This is a genomic window from Roseomonas sp. WA12, assembly GCF_054165765.1.
Genome location: NZ_CM135108.1, coordinates 353,283 through 372,654, shown reverse-complemented (window position 1 = coordinate 372,654; position 19,372 = coordinate 353,283). Strand labels below are relative to the sequence as shown.

Genomic DNA, 19,372 nt, shown 5'->3' with positions numbered 1-19,372 from the left:
CAGGCCGCCTTAACGGCGGGCCTCCCCAAGAGAATCGGTGGTGGGAACTGTGTTGGCAGCGACGGAGGTCGTCCGGTCCCGATCGGGCCAGCCGGGACCCTGGCCCTCGGCGAAGCGGGTGCGGGCCTGGGCAACCCAGGTGTCGAACTCAGCGCGCGGCACGGCACGGACGGCGATCGGCATGAACCAGTGGTTGTTGCCGCAGATCTGGTTGCACTGGCCGTAGAAGGTGCCCTCGCGGTCGGCACGCATCCAGGTCTCCAGCGTGCGGCCGGGGATCGTGTACTTCTGCACGCCGAGGCTCGGCACGAAGAAGCTGTGGATCACGTCATGCCCGGTGGTGAGCACGCGGATGGTGGCGCCGACGGGGACGACCAGGGGATTGTCCACGGCCAGGTTGCGGAGCTGGCCGGGGCGCAGCTCGTTGTCCGGGATCGGGTAGCTGTCGAAGGCGAAGTTGCCGTTATCGGGGTAGGTGTAGTGCCAGTACCACTGGCGGCCCTGCACGTTGATCGTCATGTCCGCATCCCGGGCCCGGTCCTCGTAGTAGATGAGGCGGAAGGACGGGATGGCGATCACCAGCAGGATCAGCACGGGCACCACGGTCCAGGCGATCTCGAGCGTGGTGTGATGGCTTGTGCGGGAGGGGGTCGGATTCCGGGCCGCGGCGTAGCGCCACATCACATAGGCCAGCAGGGCCGCCACGAAGATGACGATGGCCACGATGATCCAGAGGACGAGCTGGTTGAAGTCGTGGATGGCCACCTTCACGGGGCCCATCGCGTCCTGCAGGTCGAGTCCCCAGGGCACGGGGGCGCCGATCGCCTCGCCGTTCGGGGCGGGCGCGGGAGACTGCGCGAGGGCAGCGCCCCCCGCCGCCATCCCGGCCGTCATCATCATAGCCAGGGCTGTCGAGAGAATCCGCCGCATTCCGCCGTCCTGATCCGCCGTCCTGATCCGCGTGCCGCCCGCGCCCCGGGACTGGTGGGGGCGCCGGGCGCCAGGCGCCGCTTCGATACTGTCCTGCCCGGCGCATTGCGCGCCGCCCAGTGTCCACCCCGCACGATCGCGGTGCGGAACGCGACGGGACACTAATCACGCGCAGACGCAACGCACAAGATTGGGGCGCGTGAACGGCTTGAAAGGTGTCCATGGGAGGGCACCCGCGCTTTTTCCCGGGCGGGTTCGGGGGTGGGCCGCGGGGGCCCTGCGAGACCGCCTAGACCTGGGTTACGACCTCGGCCTCAGCCTCGCCCTCGACCCCGTCCTCGGTCACATGGTCCACCATATCCGTCAGCATAGAACGGACGTGCTGGTCCATCACCGCGTAGAAGACCTGCCGGCCGCGGCGGTCGGCCTGGAGCAGCCGGGCGGCGCGGAGCAGGCGCAGATGGTGGGAGACGAGGCTGCCGGAGATGCCGATCCGATCGGCCATCTCCCCGACCGAGGCAGGGGCGTCCAGGCAGGCCAGGATGATGCTGAGGCGCGTGGGATCGCTCATCAGCCGGAACATCTCGGCCAGCTCCACCACCTGGTCGTCGCCGATCCTGCCCCGCACCGTCCACCTCAACACCTGTCGCGCGCGAGTCTCGGTGGCTGGAGCCTCTCTGTCCAGCGGCCTGTACGCGGCGTTCCGCCTCTCGGCGGTGGGCGGCTCAGGCCGGGATTGTGCGCAGGCCGGAGCGGGCCAGGTGACGCCAGGGCGAATCCGGCTCGCTCCATGCGGCGCCCCGCCGCACCAGATTGCCGGCAGACCAGCGCTCCATGGCCCATTGCGCCCGCCCGGACAGGGCGATGGGCGGCGCCGGGCCGAGAAGGCCTGCCCAGAGCGGGGCACGCGGGGTGATTATGTCGGCCCCGTCCCGGATGGCCGAGAGCAGGTCATAGGCCCAGCGCGGTGCAACCGGCCGGCCTCGCTCGGCGATGAGGATGGGAACGGTCTCCGTCCCCAGCTCCCGCGCCCAAGTGGCGGCGTGGCGCATGGCGAGCACGGTGTCTCCCGGCCCGGCCTCAACCCGGAGGGGAAAGGGGAGGTCGGGGGCGATCGCCTCGGCGAGCGCAAGGGCTTCCGCATCCACGGCAAGGATCAGCACGGCCAGGGCGCCGGCGGCGACGGGCAGATTACCGGCCGTACGGGACTGTGCGAGTGAAACGAGAACGGGCCTCAGCGTCTCCAGCATCCCGGGCGGCACGGGCACCGCCACCACCGCGCTGGGCAGCACCGCCATCCGGGCAGGTGCGGCCGGGCTGGCGAACTCGTCCCGGGGCGCCGCGCAGGGCAGGGCCAGGGTCTCGGGGCGGTCGGTGTGGGCCAGGCTGTCCATGCCGGAATGAAATGGCGGAAGTCCTTGCGGCCCGGTTAACATCGGCGGCCCGCTGCTGCAGCCTGGGCGACGGGCTGACGTACAGGTGTTTGCGCAGCCCCTTTCGCCGCGAAGCCTCCCGCGCCATCTGGCGCCCATGCGCCGACGCCAGCTCCTCTCCGCCCTCCCCCTCCTGCCGCTTGCCGCGCCTGCCCTGGCGCAGGCGCCCTCGGCGCTTTCAGCGAGGGACCGGGCGGATCTGCAGAGGGTGGAGGCCTATCTGAACGGGCTGACCACGCTGCGGGCCCGCTTCATCCAGATCGCCCAGAATGGGGCGACGGCGCAGGGCACGGCGCTGATCTGGCGCCCGGGCCGGATGCGCTTCGACTATGATCCGCCGGAGCCACTGCTGCTGGTCGCCAATGCCGGCGCCTTCATGCATTACGACAAGGAACTGCGGCAGCCTTCGATCGTGCCGGTTGGGTCCACCCCGCTGGGCATTCTGCTGCGGGAGCGGATCACGCTCTCGGGCGACGTGACCGTTACTGGCATGCAGCGGGAGCAAGGGCTGTTGCGGGTGACCGTGTTCCGCACCGGCAACGCGGCCGAGGGCCGGCTGACGCTCGTTTTCGCCGAGAATCCCATGGAACTGCGGCAGTGGCTGGTGGTCGACGGCCAGGGGCGGACCACCCGCGTGACGCTCTCGGGCATCGAGACGGGGATGCGGCTGGACCGCGCCATCTTCGACTTCAACGATCCGCGCTTCCTGACCAGCCCGGTCAACAACGACTAGGTCCCCTCCCCCACGGATCTGGCCCGCGATTTCGCGGGTCATTCGGACGGGTTTCGCCTTGAACCTGACACAGGGGCGGCGCACCTTAGGTGATCATGCGGCCCCTGATCGGCATCTCCTGCTGCGTCAAACCTTTCGGTCCCGCCGGGATGCCGAATCATGCGGCGTCGGATCACTATGTCCGCGTCGTGCTCGGACCGGTCGGCGGGATGCCCGTCCTGCTGCCAGCGGCGGGCGAGGATGTCTCGCGCGAGCTGCTGTCCCGGCTCGATGGGCTGCTGCTCACAGGCAGTAGGTCCAATGTCTGCCCGGTATATTACGACGGCCCTGACCATGCAGAGGGCACGCCAGAGGACCGGGAACGCGATTCCACCACCCTTCCCCTGATCCGCGCCGCCATCTCGGCCGGGGTGCCGCTGCTGGCCATCTGCCGGGGTTTTCAGGAGCTCAACGTGGCGCTGGGCGGCTCGCTCGACCAACGCATTCAGGATCTGGACGGTCGGATGGATCACTCCACCCCTTCCGACCAGACGATCGCGCGAGTGAAGACGGGCAAGGCGCATCCGGTGCGGGTAGCATCGGGCAGCAAGCTGGCGCGGCTCTGGGCCGGGCTGGATTACGACGCGACGGCGGTGCCGGTGAACTCGCTTCACAACCAGGGTGTGGCCCGCCCTGCCTCGCGGCTGCGGCCGGAAGCCTGGGCGCCGGATGGCACGATCGAGGCGGCGAGCATCGATGATGCGCTGGGCTTCGCAGTGGGGGTGCAGTGGCATCCGGAGTATGACTGGGAGCGGGACCCCCTCTCCCGGCGAATCTTTGACCGGTTCGGCCAGGCTGCAGCGGACTATGCGCAGAGGCGCGGAGCCCAGACGATCATTCCGGAGCGAGTTGCAGCCGAATAACGCTGGAGGGGCGGAAACCGTTCGGTTTTCGTGTGATTCTCACGTCCCTGTGATCGGATCGCAGGCTCGCGGCTTTGCATTCCGCCTGTGGATATGAGTAATGTTCCTTCGCCGACAATAACAAGTCGGCGGTGGCCCGGTATCCCCTGCCGGCTCACCCGACCATAGTACTCCGATCGGAACTAGAGTAACCCCCCGGCGCCCGGTGACCCCCCTCACCGGGCGCCATTCTTTTTTCGCGCTCTGGTTGCGGAAATCCGAGCAGCACAACTGGGTTGATCCCCGACGGTTTCTTGCCGCGGTCTCCTGGTGGTCTTTCCTGGCGCTGCAGGGGCGCCGCTATCCGGCCCGGGGCGGTCGCCTTATATCCTTCCGCCGTTCCCCGAACCGGATCGGATCCCTCCATGGCCGACTATGTCATCGCCCCTCCCACCGTCTCGGCGCTGCCCGTGCGAGGCGGCGGTCTGTTTCCCGTGCGCCGCATCTTCTGCGTCGGCCGCAACTACGCCGAGCACGCGCGCGAGATGGGCAGCGACCCCGACCGCGAGCCGCCCTTCTACTTCACCAAGCCGGCCGACTCCGTGGTGACGGGTGGCGCCGACATGCCCTATCCGACCGCGACGAAGGATCTGCACCACGAAATGGAGCTGGTCGTCGCGATCGGCGTAGGCGGGGCCGACATCAAGGAGGAGGACGCGCTCAACCATGTGTGGGGCTACTGCGCCGGCCTCGACATGACGCGGCGCGACCTGCAGGGCGAGGCCAAGAAGACCGGCCGCCCCTGGGACATGGGCAAGGGCTTCGACCACTCCGCGCCGATGGGCGAGCTGGTGCCGGCCGGGTCCTTCGATCCCTCCCGCGGGCTGATCGAGTTGCGCGTGAACGGGGCGGTCCGCCAGACCTCGGACCTATCGAAGCTGATCTGGTCGGTGCCGGAAGTGATCGCGAACCTGTCCCGCCTCGTGCGGCTAGCGCCAGGCGACCTGATCATGACGGGGACGCCTGAGAACGTGGCGGCCGTGCAGCGGGGCGACCTGCTCGAGGGCACGGTCGAGGGCGTCGGCACCGTGGTAACGCGGATCGTCTGAGCGCCCGTGGCCAAGGTGACGTCGGTGGCCACGCTTCTGCGCGTGGCCACCTGGAACATCAATTCCGTCCGTCTGCGCGCGCCGTTGCTGCGGCAGCTAGTGGATGAGCTCGATCCGCATGTCCTGTGCCTGCAGGAGACGAAGACGCCGGACGAGTTCTTCCCCCATGAGGCGGCCGATGCGCTGGGGTTCCGGCACTGCATCATCACGGGGATGAAGGGGTATAACGGGGTCGCGGTACTCTCGCGGTACCCGCTGACGCGGGTGCCGGACTGGCAGGACTGGTGCGGCAAGGGCGACTGCCGGCATCTCGGCGTGGCTGTGGATGCGCCGGGCGGGCCGGTGGAGGTGCACAACTTCTATGTGCCGGCCGGCGGGGACGTGCCCGACCGCGAGGTGAACACGAAGTTCGCGCATAAGCTGGATTTCGTGGCGGAGGTGACGGCCTGGACGGCCGCGCGCGGGCCGGCGCGGCGCTCGGTGCTGGTGGGCGATCTGAACATCGCGCCGCTGGAGCACGATGTGTGGAGCCACAAGCAGATGGCGGGCGTCGTCTCCCACACGCCGGTCGAGGTGGAGGCCATGGCGCGCTGGGTTGAGGCGGGCCGGTGGCACGACGCGCTCAGGCATTTCGTGCCGGAGGACGAGAAGCTCTACACTTGGTGGTCCTATCGCGCGAAGGACTGGCGGGCCGCGAACCGCGGACGGCGGCTGGACCACGTGTGGGTGAGCCAGGACCTGGCGGGCGGGCTGCGGCGGATGGCGGTGCTGAAAGACGCGCGGGACTGGGTGCAGACGAGCGACCATGTGCCGGTCATGGTGGAGATCGGCCTCTAGGGCCCCTCCCCTGATGGCGGCAGGCCGTCACCAACGCCACCATGATGCAGGTGGCAGGCGGCGACCTGCCCGGGCAGCACGGGCAGGAGTGCCGGAACCTCGGCCCGGCATCGCGGGCCCGCATGCGGGCAGCGCGGGTGGAAGGGGCAGCCGGGCGGTGGGTTGAGGGGAGATGGGATCTCCCCCGCGATCGGCCGGAAGGCGCCGCGGCCGCGGCCGAGCTTCGGCACGCTGTCCAGCAGCGCGCGGGTGTAGGGATGCGCGGGCTGCGCGTAGAGGGTGCGCATCGGTGCGAGTTCCACGATGCGGCCGAGATACATGATCGCGACCCGGTCGGAGACGTGCCGCACGACGCCGAGGTCGTGCGAGATGAACAGGCCGGTGAGGCCAAGTTCCCGCCGAAGATCGGCAAAGAGGTTCAGCACCTGGGCCTGGATGGAGACGTCGAGCGAGGCCACGGGCTCGTCCAGCACCAGCAGTTCCGGGCCAAGCGCGAGGGCGCGGGCGATGGCGACACGCTGGCGCTGGCCGCCGGAGAACTGGTGCGGGTAGCGGCGGCGGAGCGCGGGATCGAGGCCGACGCGGGCCAGCATGTCGGCGACGAAGCCGTCCGCCTCCGCGCGGCGCACCAGGCCGTGGGCCAGCGGGCCTTCGGCCACCGTGTCACCCACGCGCATGCGGGGATCGAGGCTGGCGAAGGGATCCTGGTGAATCATCTGGACGCGGAAGGTGCGCTTGCGGCCGCCCGACATGACAGGGGTGCCGTTGAAGAGCACGGCGCCCTCGCTGGGCTCGTAGATGCCGGCGACGATGCGGCCGAGCGTGGATTTTCCGCAGCCGCTCTCGCCCACAAGGCCCAGCACCTCGCCGGGCGCGATCTGCAGATTCACCTCGGTCACGGCCTGCACCCCGCGCGGGGCAGCGCGGCCGAAGAGGGCGGCGATGCGGTCTCCCAGCGAGGCCGGGCGCGCGAAGCGCTTGCTGACGCGCTCGACGCTCAGCAGCGGCGTCATGCCGGGGCCTGTCATGTGGGGGCCTCCAGCGGGTGGTGGCACAGGGCGGACTGGCCGGCGCCGAAATCCACGTCGGGCGGGGGCAGCACGCAGTCGGGCTGGGCGCGAGGGCAGCGCGTGCGGAAGGGGCAGCCGGGGTCCGGGGCGCCATCAGGGCCGCGCGGCGGGGCGCCGGCGGCGAGCTGCGGCAGGCGGGCGCCGGGTTCGTGGCCGGAGGGCACGGAGCCGATCAGCGCGCCGGTATAGGGGTGGCGCGGGGCGGCGATCACGCGCGCCGCCGGGCCGCGCTCGACCACACGGCCCGCATACATGACGCAGACATCGTCGGCGAGCGAGGAGACCACGGCGAGGTCGTGGGTGATCCAGAGGAAGGCGGTGCCGGTCTCATCGGCGAGGCGGCGCACCTCGGCGAGGATCTGGCTCTGGATGGAGACGTCGAGCGCGGTGGTGGGCTCGTCGGCGATGATGGCGGCGGGGCGGTGCAGCAGGGCGGTGGCGATGGCGACGCGCTGGCGCATGCCGCCGGAGAGCTGGTGTGGATAGGCCTCCAGCCGCTCCGCCGGGCTGGGGATGCCGACGGTGGCCAGCGCATCCCGTGCCCGGGACAGGGCGGCCCCCTGGGAGACGCGGTCATGCGCGCGCACGGCGGCGGCCATCTGCGTGCCGATCCGCAGCACGGGGTTCAAGGTCATCAGCGGGTCCTGGAAGACCATGGCCACGCGGGCGCCGCGCAGGCGGCGCATGGCGCCCTGCGAGAGGCCCGAGATGTCCTGCCCTTCCAGCAGCACCTGGCCGCCCACCACGCGGCCGGGCGGTTCCACCAGGCCCATGACGGAGAAGCCGGTGACGGACTTGCCGGAGCCGCTCTCGCCCACCAGCCCGAGGATGCGGCCACGCTCGATGCGGAAGGAGACGCCGTCCACCGCGCGCACCACGCCGGTGCGGCCCGGGAACTCGGTGCGGAGGCCGCGGAGTTCGAGCGCGGGCGCGTCGCTCATCGGCGCCGCCTGGGGTTGATAACCTGGCGGAGCTGGTCACCGACGAGGTTGATGGCCAGCACGGTCACCATCAGCGCAATGCCGGGGTAGACCGAGATCCAGTACCGGCCGGAGAGCATGAACTGGAACCCGTTGGCGATCAGCAGGCCGAGCGAGGGCCGCGTCACGGGCAGGCCGAGGCCGAGGAAGCTCAACGTGGCTTCCAGCGAAATGGCGGTGGCGATCTGCACGGTCACGACGACGATCAGGGGCGGCAGCGTGTTGGGCAGGAGGTGGCGCCACAGCACGCGGGAGCCGGAGAGGGGCGTGGAGAGGGCGGCTTCCACATAGTCCTTGCGGCGTTCCGCCGAGGCGGCGCCGAAGGCGGTGCGGGCGAAGTATGCATATTGAGCGGCGACCAGCGCGGCCATGAGCTGCGGCACGCCCTGGCCGAGCATCGCCACCAGCACGAGCGCGAGAAGGATGGCGGGCAGCGAGAGCTGCAGGTCCACGATCCGCATCGCGACCGCGCCGAACCAGCCGCCGTAATAGGCGGCTGACAGGCCGATGGCGGTGCCGAGCGTGAGGGCGACGACGCCGGCGGTGACGGCGATCGAGAGGCTGAGGCGGAGGCCGTAGAGGATGGCCGAGAGCAGGTCCCGCCCGGCATTGTCGGTGCCGAGCCAGTGGACATACTCCCCGGAGCCGACGCTGCCCGGCTCCAGCCGCGCATCCATCAGGTCGAGCGCCGATTGGTCGTAGGGGTCCTGCGGCGCGATCCAGGGTGCGAGCAGGGCGAGCAGCGCGATGACCACGACCACGACCAGCGCCACCACCGCGACGGGAGAGCGGCGGTACTCCTGCCAGCCCTCGATGAGTGCCTCGCGGTTCATCGCGCGCGCACACGCGGGTCGAGGAAGCCGTAGGTCAGCTCGACGAAGAGGTTGATGGCGACGAAGAGCAGCACGACGAGGATGAGATAGGCCACCATGACCGGCCGGTCGAGCGAGGTAATGCTCTCGATCACCAGCTTGCCCATCCCGGGCCAGTTGAACACGGTTTCCGTCACCACGGCGAAGGCGAGGGTGGAGCCGAATTCCAGGCCGAATACGGTGACGATGGGAATGCCGATGTTCTTCAGCACGTGCAGCCCGACCACCTGCCGCTCGGGCAGTCCCTGGGCGCGGGCGAAGCGGACATGCTCGCTGCCCATCACCTCCTCGGTGCCCGCGCGCACCAGCCGGACGAGCAGGCCGAGCTTGAAGAGGGAGAGGTTCAGCGCGGGGAGCAGGAGGTAGGTCCATCCCTCGCGGGTCCAGATGCTCAGTCCCAGCGGGCCGACAGGACCGCGGCCGCCGGAGGGCAACCAGCGCAGCTCCACCGAGAAGAAGAGGATGAGCAGCAGGCCTATCCAGAAGGTGGGCACGGAGAAGCCGAGGGTGGAGAAGGCCATGATGGCGCGGCTCGACCGCGCCTCCGGCCGGTAGCCGGCCCAGATGCCGAGCGGGATGCCGAAGACGGCCGCGATCAGCAGCGCCAGCACCGTCAGCTCCAGCGTCGCCGGCAGGCGGGACAGGATGAGGGAGAGCACGGGGATGCGGAAGACGAAGCTGTTCCCGAAATCCCCGCGCAGCACGTTCCCGAGGAAGTGGCCGTATTGCTGCCAGAGCGGCAGGTCGAGCCCGTACTGCCGGATGATGGCCGCGCGCATCGCCTGCGTCGCGGCCGGGTCGATCAGCACGTCGATCGGGTTGCCGATGGCGTAGACGCCGAGGAAAACCAGCACCGACATCACCAGCATCACGAGGACGGCCTGGGCCAGCCGCCCCAGCAGGAAGCCCGTCACGCGCCCTTCGGCGTGACCAGCTGGGCGAGGGTCTCCTGGTCCACCCGGGGCGTGAAGGAGAGCTTGTTCTTGCCCATGGCCCAGACCGTCTGCGGCATGACGATCGGCAGCATCGGGCGCTCGTTCATGCTGATCTCGGCGGCGCGCGCGAACATCTCGCGGCGCCTGCCGTCGTCCAGCGTACGGGAGCCGTCAAGGAGGAGTTTATTCACCTCGGGGTTGCTGTAGCCGGAGCGGTTGAAGTTGCCGAGGCCCACGGACGGATCGGGGCCGTGAATCATGGCGCCGTAGGTATAGGCGGCCTCGCCGGTCAGCGTGCCCCAGCCGGACATCTGCAGGCTGTATTCCCCGCGCGTGCTGGCGGGGAAGAACACCGTGCCGGTGACGGCGTTGGGGTTCGCCTTGACGCCGATACGCGACCATTGCTGCGCCAGCGCCTCGCAGAGCGCGCTGTCGCCAGGTAGGCGGTTGGCGGTGGAGTGGAAGTCGATCTCGAAGCCGCGGGGATAGCCGGCCTCGGCGAGCAGGGCGCGGGCGCGGGGAAGGTCCGGGCGGCGCTCGGGCAGGTTCGGGCTGGCGCCGAAGAAGCTGTCGGGCATCAGCTGCGACATGGGCTTGGCCAGGCCCTCGAACACCACGCGGGCCAGCGCCCGGCGGTCGATGGCGAGGTCCATGGCCTGGCGCACGCGGGTATCGCGGAAGGGATTCGCCGGAATCTCGCGCCCATCCACCTTGGCGAGGCGCGGCAGCTTCTCGGCCAGGGTGAAGTAGACGTTGAAGACATAGACGCTGTCGCCCACGACCACATCCATGGTGGGGTCGCGCTGCAGGGCAGCGACGTCGGTGGCGGGGACGTAGTTGATCATGTCCACCTGCCCGCTCTTGAGGGCCGCGATGCGGGCGGCGTCGTTCGGGATCTCGCGGCGGATGACGCGGGCCCAGGGCTGGGTGGCGCCGTCCTTCAGCGCCCACCAGCCGTCATACCGCTCCAGCACCAGGTCGCCGCGGGGCTCCCAGCGGGTGAAGCGGAAGGGGCCGGTACCGATGGCTGCGGCGCCGGAGTTGAACTCCTCGTTGCGCGGTGCCGCGCCGATCTTGCGGGAGACGATCATCAGCCGGGTGAAGTCGTTGGGCAGGGTGGGCGCGGGGCCGTCGGTGACGAAGCGGATGGTCAGCGGGTCCACCACCTCCGCGCTCTTTGCGCGCTTGGTGTAGAGGGTCATGGACATCGGGCCCGTGACCTGCGGAATCCGCTCCAGCGAGAACTTCACGTCCTCGGCGGTGAAAGGCGAGCCGTCGTGGAAGGTGACGCCCTCGCGCAGCTTGAACTCCCAGGTCGTGTCATCCACCGCGCGCCAGGAGGTGGCGAGGCCGGGCTTGAGCACGAGGTTCTCGTCCTGGGCGACGAGGCTGTCATAGACGTGACGCAGCGCCTCGATATGGCCGCCCAGCGTGGACCAGTGCGGGTCGATGCTTTCCGGCCCGCTGCGGACGCCGACGGTCAGCGTGCGTCCGGCGGTCGCTCCCTGGGCCAGGGCGAGGCTGGCCGGCAGGAGGGCGGCGGCCGTTGTGGCCGACAGGAACTGGCGACGGTTCATGGCACGACCTCTGTGGGAGACGGGGTTTGCGACGGGATGGCTGGCGCCGGACGGCGGCCGCGGCAATGATGCTGTGCCGCAGCGTAGGAACGGCATCCGCCATGCGTCAACGGGAGTGCGGGCGATGAGGATCGCGGAGATGGACTGGCGGGCGGTGGAGGCCTGGCTCGCCCATGACGACCGGTGCGTCCTGCCCCTGGGCAGCACCGAGCAGCATGCCGGGCTGAGCCTGAGCGTGGACAGCATCCTGAGCGAGCGCGTGGCGGTCGAAGCGGCGGCGCCGCTCGGCGTTCCGGTATTTCCCGCGCTGGCCTATGGCATCACCCCGGCCTTCGCCGCCTATCCCGGCACGGTCAGCCTGCGGGCCACCACCTACTTGGCGGTGCTGAAGGACGTGCTGCGGAGCCTCTACTCGCAGGGGTTCCGGCGCATCCTTTTGTGCAACGGCCATGGCGGGAACACGCCCGGCGCCGCGGCGGCGCTGGAGTTCATGGGCGACTATCCGGATTGCCGGGCCCGCTGGCACGACTGGTGGCGCGCGCCGCGCACCCTGGAGGCGGTGACCGAGACCGATCCGGTGGCCAGCCATGCGAGCTGGATGGAGAACTTCCCCTGGACGCGTATCCCGAACGCGCCGCCACCGCCGGATGAGAGAAAGCCGATGACGGATCTTGCCCGGCTGCGCTCGCTGCCGCCGGATGGGGTGCGCGCGCAGCTCGGCGACGGCAATTTCGGCGGCGTGTACCAGCGCCCGGATGAGGAGATGCTCCGCATCTGGGACGTGGCGGTCGCCGAAACGCGGGACCTGATCGAGGATGGCTGGAACTAGCGCCCGCCATCCACCGACAGCACCTGCCCGCTGACGAAGCCGGCGAGCGGGCTGGCGAAGAACAGCACGGCGTCCGCGATGTCCTGCGGCGTGCCCAGGCGGCGGAGGGCGATGCGTGAGACAAGGTCGCGCTGGCCCTGTTCGCCGTAGCTGTCCCATTGCGCGTTGCTGGCGGGGTTGGAGGGGACGAAGCCGGGCGCCACGCTGTTCACGGTGATGCCGTGCGGGCCCAGCTCATGCGCCAGCTGGCGCGTCAGCCCGACAACGGCGTGCTTGGCGCTGCAATAGCTCTGGATGCCCGTGAGCGAGGCCTGCAGCCCGGCACCGGAGGAGATATTGACGATACGGCCGCGGCCGGCGCGCTTCATTCCCGGCGCGGCCGCGCGGCACAGCGCGAAGGCGGCGCCGAGATTGATGGCCAGCACCGCGTCCCAATCCTCGTCCGTCACCTCCTCCACAGGGCGAAAGACCTGGCCGGCGACACCGCCGGCATTGTTCACCAGCACCGAGATCGGGGCACCCGCCTCCGCCTCCACCGCGGCGATCCAGGCGGTGGCGGCGGCGCGATCGGTCAGGTCCACAGCGGCCATGGCGATGCCGGCGCGGGCGGTCTCGGAATTGGCGGCGGTGTCGGGGCCGCAGCCCCAGACCTTTGCGCCGAGGCGGGCGAAGCTCTCGGCGATGCAGCGGCCCAGGCCGTGGCCGGCGCCGCTGACGGCCACCACCTCGCCATCGAAGCGCAGGGTCATGGGATCAGCTCCAGCAGGTTGTCGTCTGTCATCGGGCGGCGGCCGTCCTCGATCTCGTGGATCATGGCGGCGAGCTTGCGGAGGCCGGGACAGGAGATGCCGTGGGCGGCGCCCGTCTCGATCACCGGCACCACCTGCATGTCCACCTCCGTGCGGCGGCGGCGCACGACAAGGTCTCGCCAGATGCCCGAATGCGTCTTAGCGCTGCCGCGGTTAAAGTGCTCCATGGCGGCGATGGAGGCGCGAGCGGCCTCGGGCGGGGCGCCCGGGCGGAAGGCGTCGGGGTCGAAGCCGTTGAAGCCGCGCGGGGTCACGCCCTCGGCCAGGGCGACGGAGACGGCTTCCTCGCCCAGGCGGCGGAAGGCGGGTTCCAGCTCGGGGCGGGCGAAGGCATCGGCGATGCTTCCCTGCCCCAGCGCCTGGGCAAAGAGCATCGCGCCGTAGCCGAGCTTGCCCCAGAGATAGGCGTGGATGTCCTCCGTGATGATGGCGTCCGGCTCGAAGCGGCGAAGGGTTTCGAGCAGGGCGCGCAGGCGCGGCGTTTCCTGGCCGTCCAGCTCGCCCAGCACGACGGCGGCGCGGTTGCCGAGCAGGATGTGGCCGGGTTCGATGTAGTCAGCGCCGAAATTGACGAAGGCGCCGATGGTGCGCGCGGGGCCGACGATGCTGGCGATCACGCGCTCGCAGAGGCCGTTCTGCAGCGACAGGACGTAGCCCTCGGGCGAGAGATGGGGGGCAAGGGCGCGGCAGGCCTCCTCGGTGTGGTGCGCCTTCACGCAGAGGAAGATGCGGTCCCAGACACCCTCGACCTGATCCGGCAGCATCGCCGGGGCGAAGACCGTGAATTCGGTGACTGGGCCGGAGATGCGCAGGCCGGGATGCCGGATGGCGGCCACGTGTTCGGGTACGACATCGACGAAGGTGACATCCATGCCATCGCGGCGGAGCGCGGCGCCGACCGTACTGCCGATGGCGCCCGCGCCCCAGATCAGAATCCGTTCGTTGGCGTCCGACATCGCTCACCCGATCACCGTTTGCGGCAGGTTTGCCGGAAACGGGGGCGGTGGGAAGGTGGCGCCGTGTTGCCTTAGAGCGGGACGCGCCGGAAGCTGGCGCGGCACCTCGGAGCAGACGCGATGACCGAACCCGCCCATCCCGATGGCGAGCCCTGGCAGTGGCCGGAGGCGACCTGGCGCCGCATCGTCGGGCGCGCGCGGGCCGGACGCAGCCTTGCGCCCCAGGCCTGGCCGGGCGGAGCGCGCTGCGCCTTCGCAGTTTCGTTCGACGCGGATCACGACACGATCCCGCTACGCGATTCCGACGAGAGCCCGATGCGGATCAGCCAGGGGCAGTACGGCAACCGGGCAGCGATGCCGCGCATTCTTCGGCTGCTGGAGCGGGAGGGCGTTCCAGCGAGCTTCTTCTATCCCGCCGTCTCCGCACTGCTCTATCCGGAGGAGGTGCGCGCCGTTGCGGATGCGGGGCATGAGATCGGCATCCACTCCTGGATTCACGAGGCGAACACACGCCTCCCCCCGGGCGTGGAGCGGGACCTGACCTTCCGCGCGGCGGACACGCTGGAGAAGCTCTCCGGCACGCGCCCCGTCGGCATTCGCACCGCGAGCTGGGACTTCTCGGTGGATACCATGTCCATCATTCGCGAGCTCGGGCTGCTCTATGACAGCAGCCTGATGGCCGATGACGACCCCTATGAGCTGGTGGCGGATGGGGAGCCGACCGGGGTGGTAGAGCTGCCGCCGGAATGGATCCGGGATGATGCGGTCTACTACAACTTCGTCCGCTTCAGCGCGCTGCGGCCCTACACGCCGCCCTCCGCCGTGCTGGAGATCTTCACGGCGGAGTTCGATGCGGCCTGGGAGGAGGGCGGGTTATTCCTGCTCACGCTGCACCCGCATGTCTCGGGCCACCGGTCGCGCATGCCGGTTCTCGATCGGCTGATCGCGCATGCCAAGGCGCGCGGCGGGTGCTGGTTCGCCACCCATGCGGATGTCGCGCGCTGGTGCAAGGAGAAGGCCGGGGCGGGCTGATGCGGTGTTGCCAAGCCGTGCGGCCGGCGTGACGATCCAGGGAGCCGGTGGCACCGGCGGCAAACAAAAGGGGCCTTCGATGCGAACTGCCTTGTGCCTGCTACGGCCCCTTCTTCTCGCGACTGTCCTTGTGTCGGGCGCGGCCCAGGGAAGAGCGGAAGGCGCGACGGTGCTGAATATCGGGCTGGCGGGCGATCCGGGGCCGCTGGACCCGGCACAGAGCGGCAACTTCATCGACCGCAACGTCTTCGCGTCGCTCTGCGACAAGCTGATCGATACCGGCGCCGAGATGAATTATGTGCCGCAGCTGGCAACGCGCTGGGAGTGGTCGGACGATCAGCGCGCGCTCACCCTGCATTTGCGGGAGGGCGTGAAGTTCCAGGACGGCACCGGCTTCGATGCGGAGGCGGTGAAGGTCAACCTCGACCGGTTCCGGACCATGCCGCGCAGCCTGCGGCGGGCCGAGCTGGCGGTGCTGGAAGCGGTGGAGGTCGTGGATCTGCTTACGGTGCGGCTGCGCCTCTCCGCCCCTTCCGCGCCGCTGCTCGCCGCGCTGGCGGATCGTTCGGGGATGATGCTGTCGCCGGCCGCCATCCAGCAGCGCGGGGAGGCGATCGGGCAGCGGCCGGTCTGCGCCGGGCCCTTCGCCTTCACCGAGCGCGTCGCTCAGGATCGAATCGTCGTTGATCGGTTTGAAGGCTACTGGAACGCCGCCGCTATCTCGATCGACCGGATCGTCTATCGACCGATCACCGACAGCACGGTGCGGATGCTGAACCTGCGCTCCGGGCAGTTGCAGATCGTCGATCAGGTGGCGCCGACGGATGTGCCGGACATCCAGTCCAACCGGCGCCTTCGGCTCGCGCGGCATGTGGCCGCAGCCTATCGCACGCTGCAGTTCAACGTGGCGCACGGACCGCGCTCGGAGACGCCGCTGGGGCGTGATCCGCGGGTGCGGCAGGCCTTCGAAAAGGCGATCGACCGCGAGGCGATCAACCAAGTGGTGTTCAACGGCTTCTTCGTGCCCAGCAATCAGACCGAGCCGCCGCGCGCCCGCTACTGGAACCCGGACCACCCCGTGGGCGGGGCCGATCTGGCCGGGGCGAAGGCGCTGCTGCGGCAGGCGGGCTTGACGCGCGTGCCCTTCACGCTGCAGCTCGCCAACACGCCGATCGACGGACAGATCGGCGAGGTGATCCAGTCCATGGCGCGGGAAGCCGGCTTTGACGTGAAGTTGGAGCAGGTGGAGTCCAATGCCGGGAACCAGCGAAACCAGGCCGGCGACTTCGATGCCTCTCTGCTGACCTGGAGCGGGCGCTCCGACCCGGACGCCAATCTCTCGATCTGGTTCGCCTGCAACGGCCCGTTCAATTTCGGCCGCTACTGCAATCCGCGAATGGAGGCGTTGCTGTCAGAGGCGCGGGCGCTGGCCGATCCGTCCAGGCGCATCCCGCTCTACCGGCAGGTGGTGGATCTGTACCGCGCGGAGATGCCGCATGTGATCCTGTACCACTACACCTGGCTGTGGGGCATGAGTGACCGGGTGGAGAACTTCGTACCGAATGCCGACGGCCTGATCCGCGTGCAGGGGCTGCGGCTGCGGCCCTAGAGGCCCCTGCCCCGCCCTTCCGCGGCAGCCCCTCAGAAAAAGATGAGGGTAGGTCTGGGAGGGAGAATTCCTTCTCCCTCCCAGCCGCCAGTTCAGGCCGTGCGATCCGCCACGGCCACCTTGTCATTCGCCAGCGCCGCCTGGGCCGCCGCCAGCCGCGCGACGGGCACGCGGTAGGGCGAGCAGGAGACGTAGTCGAGGCCGACGCTCTCGCAGAAGGTGATCGAGGCGGGGTCGCCGCCATGCTCGCCGCAGATGCCGAGTTTGAGGTTGGGCTTGGTGGCGCGACCTTTCTCGGCGGCGATGCGGACGAGGGCGCCTACGCCTTCCACGTCGATGGAGACGAAGGGGTCCTTCGGCAGGATGCCCTTCTCGACATAGAGGGGCAGGAACTTGCCGGCGTCGTCGCGGGACAGGCCGAAGGTGGTCTGCGTCAGGTCGTTGGTACCGAAGGAGAAGAAGTCGGCGGTCTCGGCGATGCGGTCGGCGGTGAGGCAGGCGCGCGGCAGCTCGATCATCGTGCCGACGAAGTAGTCGATGGTCATCCCTGCCTCGGCGAAGACTTCCTGCGCGATCTTGTCGATCTGCGCGTGGCTGATCTCCAGCTCCTTCTTCGTGGCGACCAGCGGGATCATGATCTCGGGGACCGGGGCCTCGGCCTCCTTCGCCACGATCACGGCGGCCTCGAAGATGGCGCGGGCCTGCATCTCGGCGATCTCGGGGAAGGTCATTGCCAGGCGGCAGCCGCGGTGGCCGAGCATGGGATTGGCTTCCGAGAGGTCGGCGGCGCGGCGCTTCATCGTGGCGAGGTCGGCGCCCAGGCTTTCCGCCACCTCGGCCAACTCCTCCTCCTTGTGGGGGAGGAATTCGTGCAGCGGCGGGTCGAGCAGGCGGATGGTGACGGGCAGGCCGGCCATGATGCGGAACAGCTCGACAAAGTCGTCCCGCTGGAAGGGCAGCAGCTTGGCGAGCGCGTCGCGGCGGCCGCTCTCCGTCTCACTCATGATCATCTGGCGCACAGCGGAGATACGGGATGGGTCGAAGAACATGTGCTCGGTGCGGCAGAGGCCGATGCCCTCGGCGCCGAACTTGCGGGCGGTGTCGGCGTCGAGAGGCGTCTCGGCATTCGCGCGGACCTTGAGGCGGCGCACGCTGTCGGCCCAGCCCATCAGCGTCTCGAAGTCGCTGGAGAGCTTGGGTTCCACCATGGCGACGGTGCCGGCGAAGACCTCGCCCGTCGCGCCATCGAGGGTGATGGTCTCGCCGGCCTGCACCTGCACGCCGCCGGCCTGGAGGATCTGGGAGGCGTAGTCCACTACGATGCCGCCGGCGCCGGCGACGCAGGGGCGGCCCATGCCGCGGGCGACCACCGCCGCGTGGCTGGTCATGCCGCCACGGGTGGTGAGGATGCCGCGGGCGGCGTGCATGCCGTGGATGTCCTCGGGCGAGGTCTCAATGCGCACGAGGATGACGGATTCGCCCTTCTGCGAGCGGGCCTCTGCCTCATCCGCCGAGAAGACCACCACGCCGCTGGCAGCGCCGGGCGAGGCGGGCAGGCCGCGGGACAGGAGCTTGCGGGGCGCGTTCGGGTCCAGCGTCGGGTGCAGGAGCTGGTCGAGCGAGCCCGGGTTCACGCGGCGCACGGCCTCGGACCGGTCGATCAGGCCTTCATTGGCCATGTCGACCGCGATCTTGAGCGAGGCGGCGGCGGTGCGCTTCCCGTTGCGCGTCTGCAGCATGTAGAGCTTGTTGCGCTGGACCGTGAACTCGATGTCCTGCATGTCCGCGTAGTGGCGCTCGAGCTTGGCGCGCACCGCGACCAGCTCGGCATAGGCGGCGGGCATCGCCGCTTCCATGCTGCGCTCGCCGGGCTTGGCGCGGGCCTCGCTCATCGGCTGCGGCGTACGGATGCCGGCGACGACGTCCTCGCCCTGCGCGTTGATCAGATACTCGCCGTAGAAGATGTCCTCGCCCGTGGACGGGTCGCGGGTGAAGCAGACGCCGGTCGCGCAGTCGTCGCCCATGTTGCCGAAGACCATGGCCTGAACATTCACAGCCGTCCCCCAGTCGGCGGGGATGTCATGCAGGCGGCGATAGGTGATGGCGCGTTGGTTCATCCAGCTGCCGAACACCGCGCCGATCGCGCCCCAGAGCTGGGCCCAGGGGTCCATCGGGAAGTCGTTGCCGGTGACCTCGCGGACCATGTCCTTGTACTGGGCGGCGACGCGCTGCCAGTCCTCGGGCGTGAGATGCGTGTCCTCGACGACGCCGCGGTCGAGCTTCGCGTCCTCGATGATCTCCTCGAAGCGGTGATGGTCCACGCCCAGCACCACGGAGCCGTACATCTGGATGAAGCGGCGGTAGCTGTCCCAGGCGAAGCGGGCATCGCCGGAAGCGGCCTCCAGGCCCTTCACCGTCGTGTCGTTCAGGCCGAGGTTGAGGACCGTGTCCATCATGCCCGGCATGGAGACGCGGGCCCCCGACCGGACCGAGACGAGAAGCGGGTTCTGGGCATCGCCGAAGCGGGCGCCGACGGCCTCCTCCACCCGTGCCAGGGCGGTCTTCACCTGGGGGTCGAGGTCATCCGGATAGGTGCTGCCATTCTCGGTGAAGAAGGTGCAGACCTCGGTGGTGATGGTGAAGCCGGGCGGCACGGGCAGGCCGATGGAGGCCATCTCCGCCAGGTTGGCGCCCTTGCCGCCCAGGAGGTTGCGCATGTCCGCGCGCCCGTCATTGCGACCAGCGCCGAAGCCATAGACCCAGCTCGTCATGAACTCGTC

Annotated in this window: 18 protein-coding genes; 7 read left to right on the top strand and 11 right to left on the bottom strand. The window is 69.7% G+C overall.

Annotated elements, in window-relative coordinates:
- Positions 1–9: 9 nt before the first annotated feature.
- From coxB to ACVBD7_RS01740, 3 genes are all read right to left on the bottom strand, one after another.
- Complete coding sequence (gene coxB, locus ACVBD7_RS01750; protein WP_458095803.1) at positions 10–930, bottom strand: cytochrome c oxidase subunit II; 921 nt, start codon at positions 928–930, stop codon at positions 10–12.
- Between the two features lie 289 nt (positions 931–1,219).
- Complete coding sequence (locus ACVBD7_RS01745) at positions 1,220–1,558, bottom strand: ArsR/SmtB family transcription factor (protein WP_458095802.1); 339 nt, start codon at positions 1,556–1,558, stop codon at positions 1,220–1,222.
- Between the two features lie 97 nt (positions 1,559–1,655).
- Positions 1,656–2,324 carry a hypothetical protein gene (locus ACVBD7_RS01740; RefSeq protein WP_458095801.1) on the bottom strand — a complete coding sequence of 223 codons (669 nt, stop codon included), beginning with the start codon at positions 2,322–2,324 and terminating at the stop codon, positions 1,656–1,658.
- Positions 2,325–2,460: 136 nt separating this feature from the next.
- Between ACVBD7_RS01740 and ACVBD7_RS01735 the strand changes: the two genes are divergently transcribed.
- The 4 genes from ACVBD7_RS01735 (at position 2,461) to ACVBD7_RS01720 (ending at position 5,923) form a co-directional block, all read left to right on the top strand.
- On the top strand, positions 2,461–3,096 hold the full coding sequence (locus ACVBD7_RS01735; RefSeq protein ID WP_458095800.1) for a LolA family protein: 636 nt from the start codon (positions 2,461–2,463) through the stop codon (positions 3,094–3,096).
- Positions 3,097–3,191: 95 nt separating this feature from the next.
- Positions 3,192–3,998 (top strand): gamma-glutamyl-gamma-aminobutyrate hydrolase family protein, encoded by an 807-nt coding sequence (locus ACVBD7_RS01730; RefSeq protein WP_458097617.1) that lies wholly within the window; start codon positions 3,192–3,194, stop codon positions 3,996–3,998.
- A 404-nt stretch (positions 3,999–4,402) separates the two neighbouring features.
- Positions 4,403–5,086: a fumarylacetoacetate hydrolase family protein gene (locus ACVBD7_RS01725; protein ID WP_458095799.1), complete on the top strand. Its 684-nt coding sequence runs from the start codon at positions 4,403–4,405 to the stop codon at positions 5,084–5,086.
- A gap of 15 nt (positions 5,087–5,101) precedes the next feature.
- Positions 5,102–5,923 (top strand): exodeoxyribonuclease III, encoded by an 822-nt coding sequence (locus ACVBD7_RS01720; RefSeq protein WP_458097616.1) that lies wholly within the window; start codon positions 5,102–5,104, stop codon positions 5,921–5,923.
- On the opposite strand, the gene ACVBD7_RS01715 is transcribed toward ACVBD7_RS01720, so the two are convergent.
- Genes ACVBD7_RS01715 through ACVBD7_RS01695 form a run of 5 tightly spaced genes read right to left on the bottom strand, consistent with a single transcriptional unit; the run spans position 5,920 to position 11,357 of the window.
- Positions 5,920–6,951: an ABC transporter ATP-binding protein gene (locus tag ACVBD7_RS01715; RefSeq protein WP_458095798.1), complete on the bottom strand. Its 1,032-nt coding sequence runs from the start codon at positions 6,949–6,951 to the stop codon at positions 5,920–5,922. The two genes, ACVBD7_RS01720 and ACVBD7_RS01715, sit on opposite strands and share 4 nt — an antisense overlap.
- Positions 6,948–7,934, bottom strand: coding sequence for an ABC transporter ATP-binding protein (locus tag ACVBD7_RS01710; RefSeq protein ID WP_458095797.1), 987 nt, complete (start codon positions 7,932–7,934; stop codon positions 6,948–6,950). Before ACVBD7_RS01710 ends, ACVBD7_RS01715 begins: the two co-directional genes overlap by 4 nt.
- Positions 7,931–8,806 (bottom strand): ABC transporter permease, encoded by an 876-nt coding sequence (locus ACVBD7_RS01705; RefSeq protein ID WP_458095796.1) that lies wholly within the window; start codon positions 8,804–8,806, stop codon positions 7,931–7,933. The genes ACVBD7_RS01710 and ACVBD7_RS01705 overlap by 4 nt, the downstream gene beginning before the upstream one ends.
- On the bottom strand, positions 8,803–9,759 hold the full coding sequence (locus ACVBD7_RS01700; protein ID WP_458095795.1) for an ABC transporter permease: 957 nt from the start codon (positions 9,757–9,759) through the stop codon (positions 8,803–8,805). The genes ACVBD7_RS01705 and ACVBD7_RS01700 overlap by 4 nt, the downstream gene beginning before the upstream one ends.
- Positions 9,756–11,357: an ABC transporter substrate-binding protein gene (locus ACVBD7_RS01695; protein WP_458095794.1), complete on the bottom strand. Its 1,602-nt coding sequence runs from the start codon at positions 11,355–11,357 to the stop codon at positions 9,756–9,758. Before ACVBD7_RS01695 ends, ACVBD7_RS01700 begins: the two co-directional genes overlap by 4 nt.
- A 124-nt stretch (positions 11,358–11,481) precedes the next feature.
- On the opposite strand from ACVBD7_RS01695, the gene ACVBD7_RS01690 reads away from it, so the two are divergent.
- Complete coding sequence (locus tag ACVBD7_RS01690; protein ID WP_458095793.1) at positions 11,482–12,186, top strand: creatininase family protein; 705 nt, start codon at positions 11,482–11,484, stop codon at positions 12,184–12,186.
- On the opposite strand, the gene ACVBD7_RS01685 is transcribed toward ACVBD7_RS01690, so the two are convergent.
- Positions 12,183–12,935 carry an SDR family NAD(P)-dependent oxidoreductase gene (locus ACVBD7_RS01685; RefSeq protein WP_458095792.1) on the bottom strand — a complete coding sequence of 251 codons (753 nt, stop codon included), beginning with the start codon at positions 12,933–12,935 and terminating at the stop codon, positions 12,183–12,185. The two genes, ACVBD7_RS01690 and ACVBD7_RS01685, sit on opposite strands and share 4 nt — an antisense overlap.
- Positions 12,932–13,951, bottom strand: coding sequence for a ketopantoate reductase family protein (locus tag ACVBD7_RS01680; RefSeq protein ID WP_458095791.1), 1,020 nt, complete (start codon positions 13,949–13,951; stop codon positions 12,932–12,934). The genes ACVBD7_RS01685 and ACVBD7_RS01680 overlap by 4 nt, the downstream gene beginning before the upstream one ends.
- A gap of 120 nt (positions 13,952–14,071) precedes the next feature.
- Between ACVBD7_RS01680 and ACVBD7_RS01675 the strand changes: the two genes are divergently transcribed.
- Together ACVBD7_RS01675 and ACVBD7_RS01670 are read left to right on the top strand one after the other, a co-directional pair.
- Complete coding sequence (locus tag ACVBD7_RS01675) at positions 14,072–14,983, top strand: polysaccharide deacetylase family protein (protein WP_458095790.1); 912 nt, start codon at positions 14,072–14,074, stop codon at positions 14,981–14,983.
- A gap of 79 nt (positions 14,984–15,062) precedes the next feature.
- Positions 15,063–16,592 (top strand): ABC transporter substrate-binding protein, encoded by a 1,530-nt coding sequence (locus tag ACVBD7_RS01670; protein ID WP_458095789.1) that lies wholly within the window; start codon positions 15,063–15,065, stop codon positions 16,590–16,592.
- Between the two features lie 92 nt (positions 16,593–16,684).
- Here ACVBD7_RS01670 and ppdK read toward each other — a convergent pair whose 3' ends face one another.
- Positions 16,685–19,363 (bottom strand): pyruvate, phosphate dikinase, encoded by a 2,679-nt coding sequence (ppdK, locus tag ACVBD7_RS01665; RefSeq protein ID WP_458095788.1) that lies wholly within the window; start codon positions 19,361–19,363, stop codon positions 16,685–16,687.
- Positions 19,364–19,372: the final 9 nt, after the last annotated feature.

Excerpts from the sequence above, each read along its gene's own strand:
- ACVBD7_RS01680 (WP_458095791.1), bottom strand. The coding sequence starts at position 13,951 with ATGTCGGACGCCAACGAACGGATTCTGATCTGGGGCGCGGGCGCCATC.
- ACVBD7_RS01730 (WP_458097617.1), top strand. The coding sequence starts at position 3,192 with ATGCGGCCCCTGATCGGCATCTCCTGCTGCGTCAAACCTTTCGGTCCC.
- ACVBD7_RS01675 (WP_458095790.1), top strand. The coding sequence starts at position 14,072 with ATGACCGAACCCGCCCATCCCGATGGCGAGCCCTGGCAGTGGCCGGAG.
- ACVBD7_RS01710 (WP_458095797.1), bottom strand. The coding sequence starts at position 7,934 with ATGAGCGACGCGCCCGCGCTCGAACTCCGCGGCCTCCGCACCGAGTTC.
- ACVBD7_RS01725 (WP_458095799.1), top strand. The coding sequence starts at position 4,403 with ATGGCCGACTATGTCATCGCCCCTCCCACCGTCTCGGCGCTGCCCGTG.
- coxB (WP_458095803.1), bottom strand. The coding sequence starts at position 930 with ATGCGGCGGATTCTCTCGACAGCCCTGGCTATGATGATGACGGCCGGG.
- ACVBD7_RS01715 (WP_458095798.1), bottom strand. The coding sequence starts at position 6,951 with ATGACAGGCCCCGGCATGACGCCGCTGCTGAGCGTCGAGCGCGTCAGC.
- ACVBD7_RS01690 (WP_458095793.1), top strand. The coding sequence starts at position 11,482 with ATGAGGATCGCGGAGATGGACTGGCGGGCGGTGGAGGCCTGGCTCGCC.
- ACVBD7_RS01695 (WP_458095794.1), bottom strand. The coding sequence starts at position 11,357 with ATGAACCGTCGCCAGTTCCTGTCGGCCACAACGGCCGCCGCCCTCCTG.
- ACVBD7_RS01670 (WP_458095789.1), top strand. The coding sequence starts at position 15,063 with ATGCGAACTGCCTTGTGCCTGCTACGGCCCCTTCTTCTCGCGACTGTC.
- ACVBD7_RS01740 (WP_458095801.1), bottom strand. The coding sequence starts at position 2,324 with ATGGACAGCCTGGCCCACACCGACCGCCCCGAGACCCTGGCCCTGCCC.
- ACVBD7_RS01705 (WP_458095796.1), bottom strand. The coding sequence starts at position 8,806 with ATGAACCGCGAGGCACTCATCGAGGGCTGGCAGGAGTACCGCCGCTCT.
- ACVBD7_RS01735 (WP_458095800.1), top strand. The coding sequence starts at position 2,461 with ATGCGCCGACGCCAGCTCCTCTCCGCCCTCCCCCTCCTGCCGCTTGCC.
- ppdK (WP_458095788.1), bottom strand. The coding sequence starts at position 19,363 with ATGACGAGCTGGGTCTATGGCTTCGGCGCTGGTCGCAATGACGGGCGC.
- ACVBD7_RS01685 (WP_458095792.1), bottom strand. The coding sequence starts at position 12,935 with ATGACCCTGCGCTTCGATGGCGAGGTGGTGGCCGTCAGCGGCGCCGGC.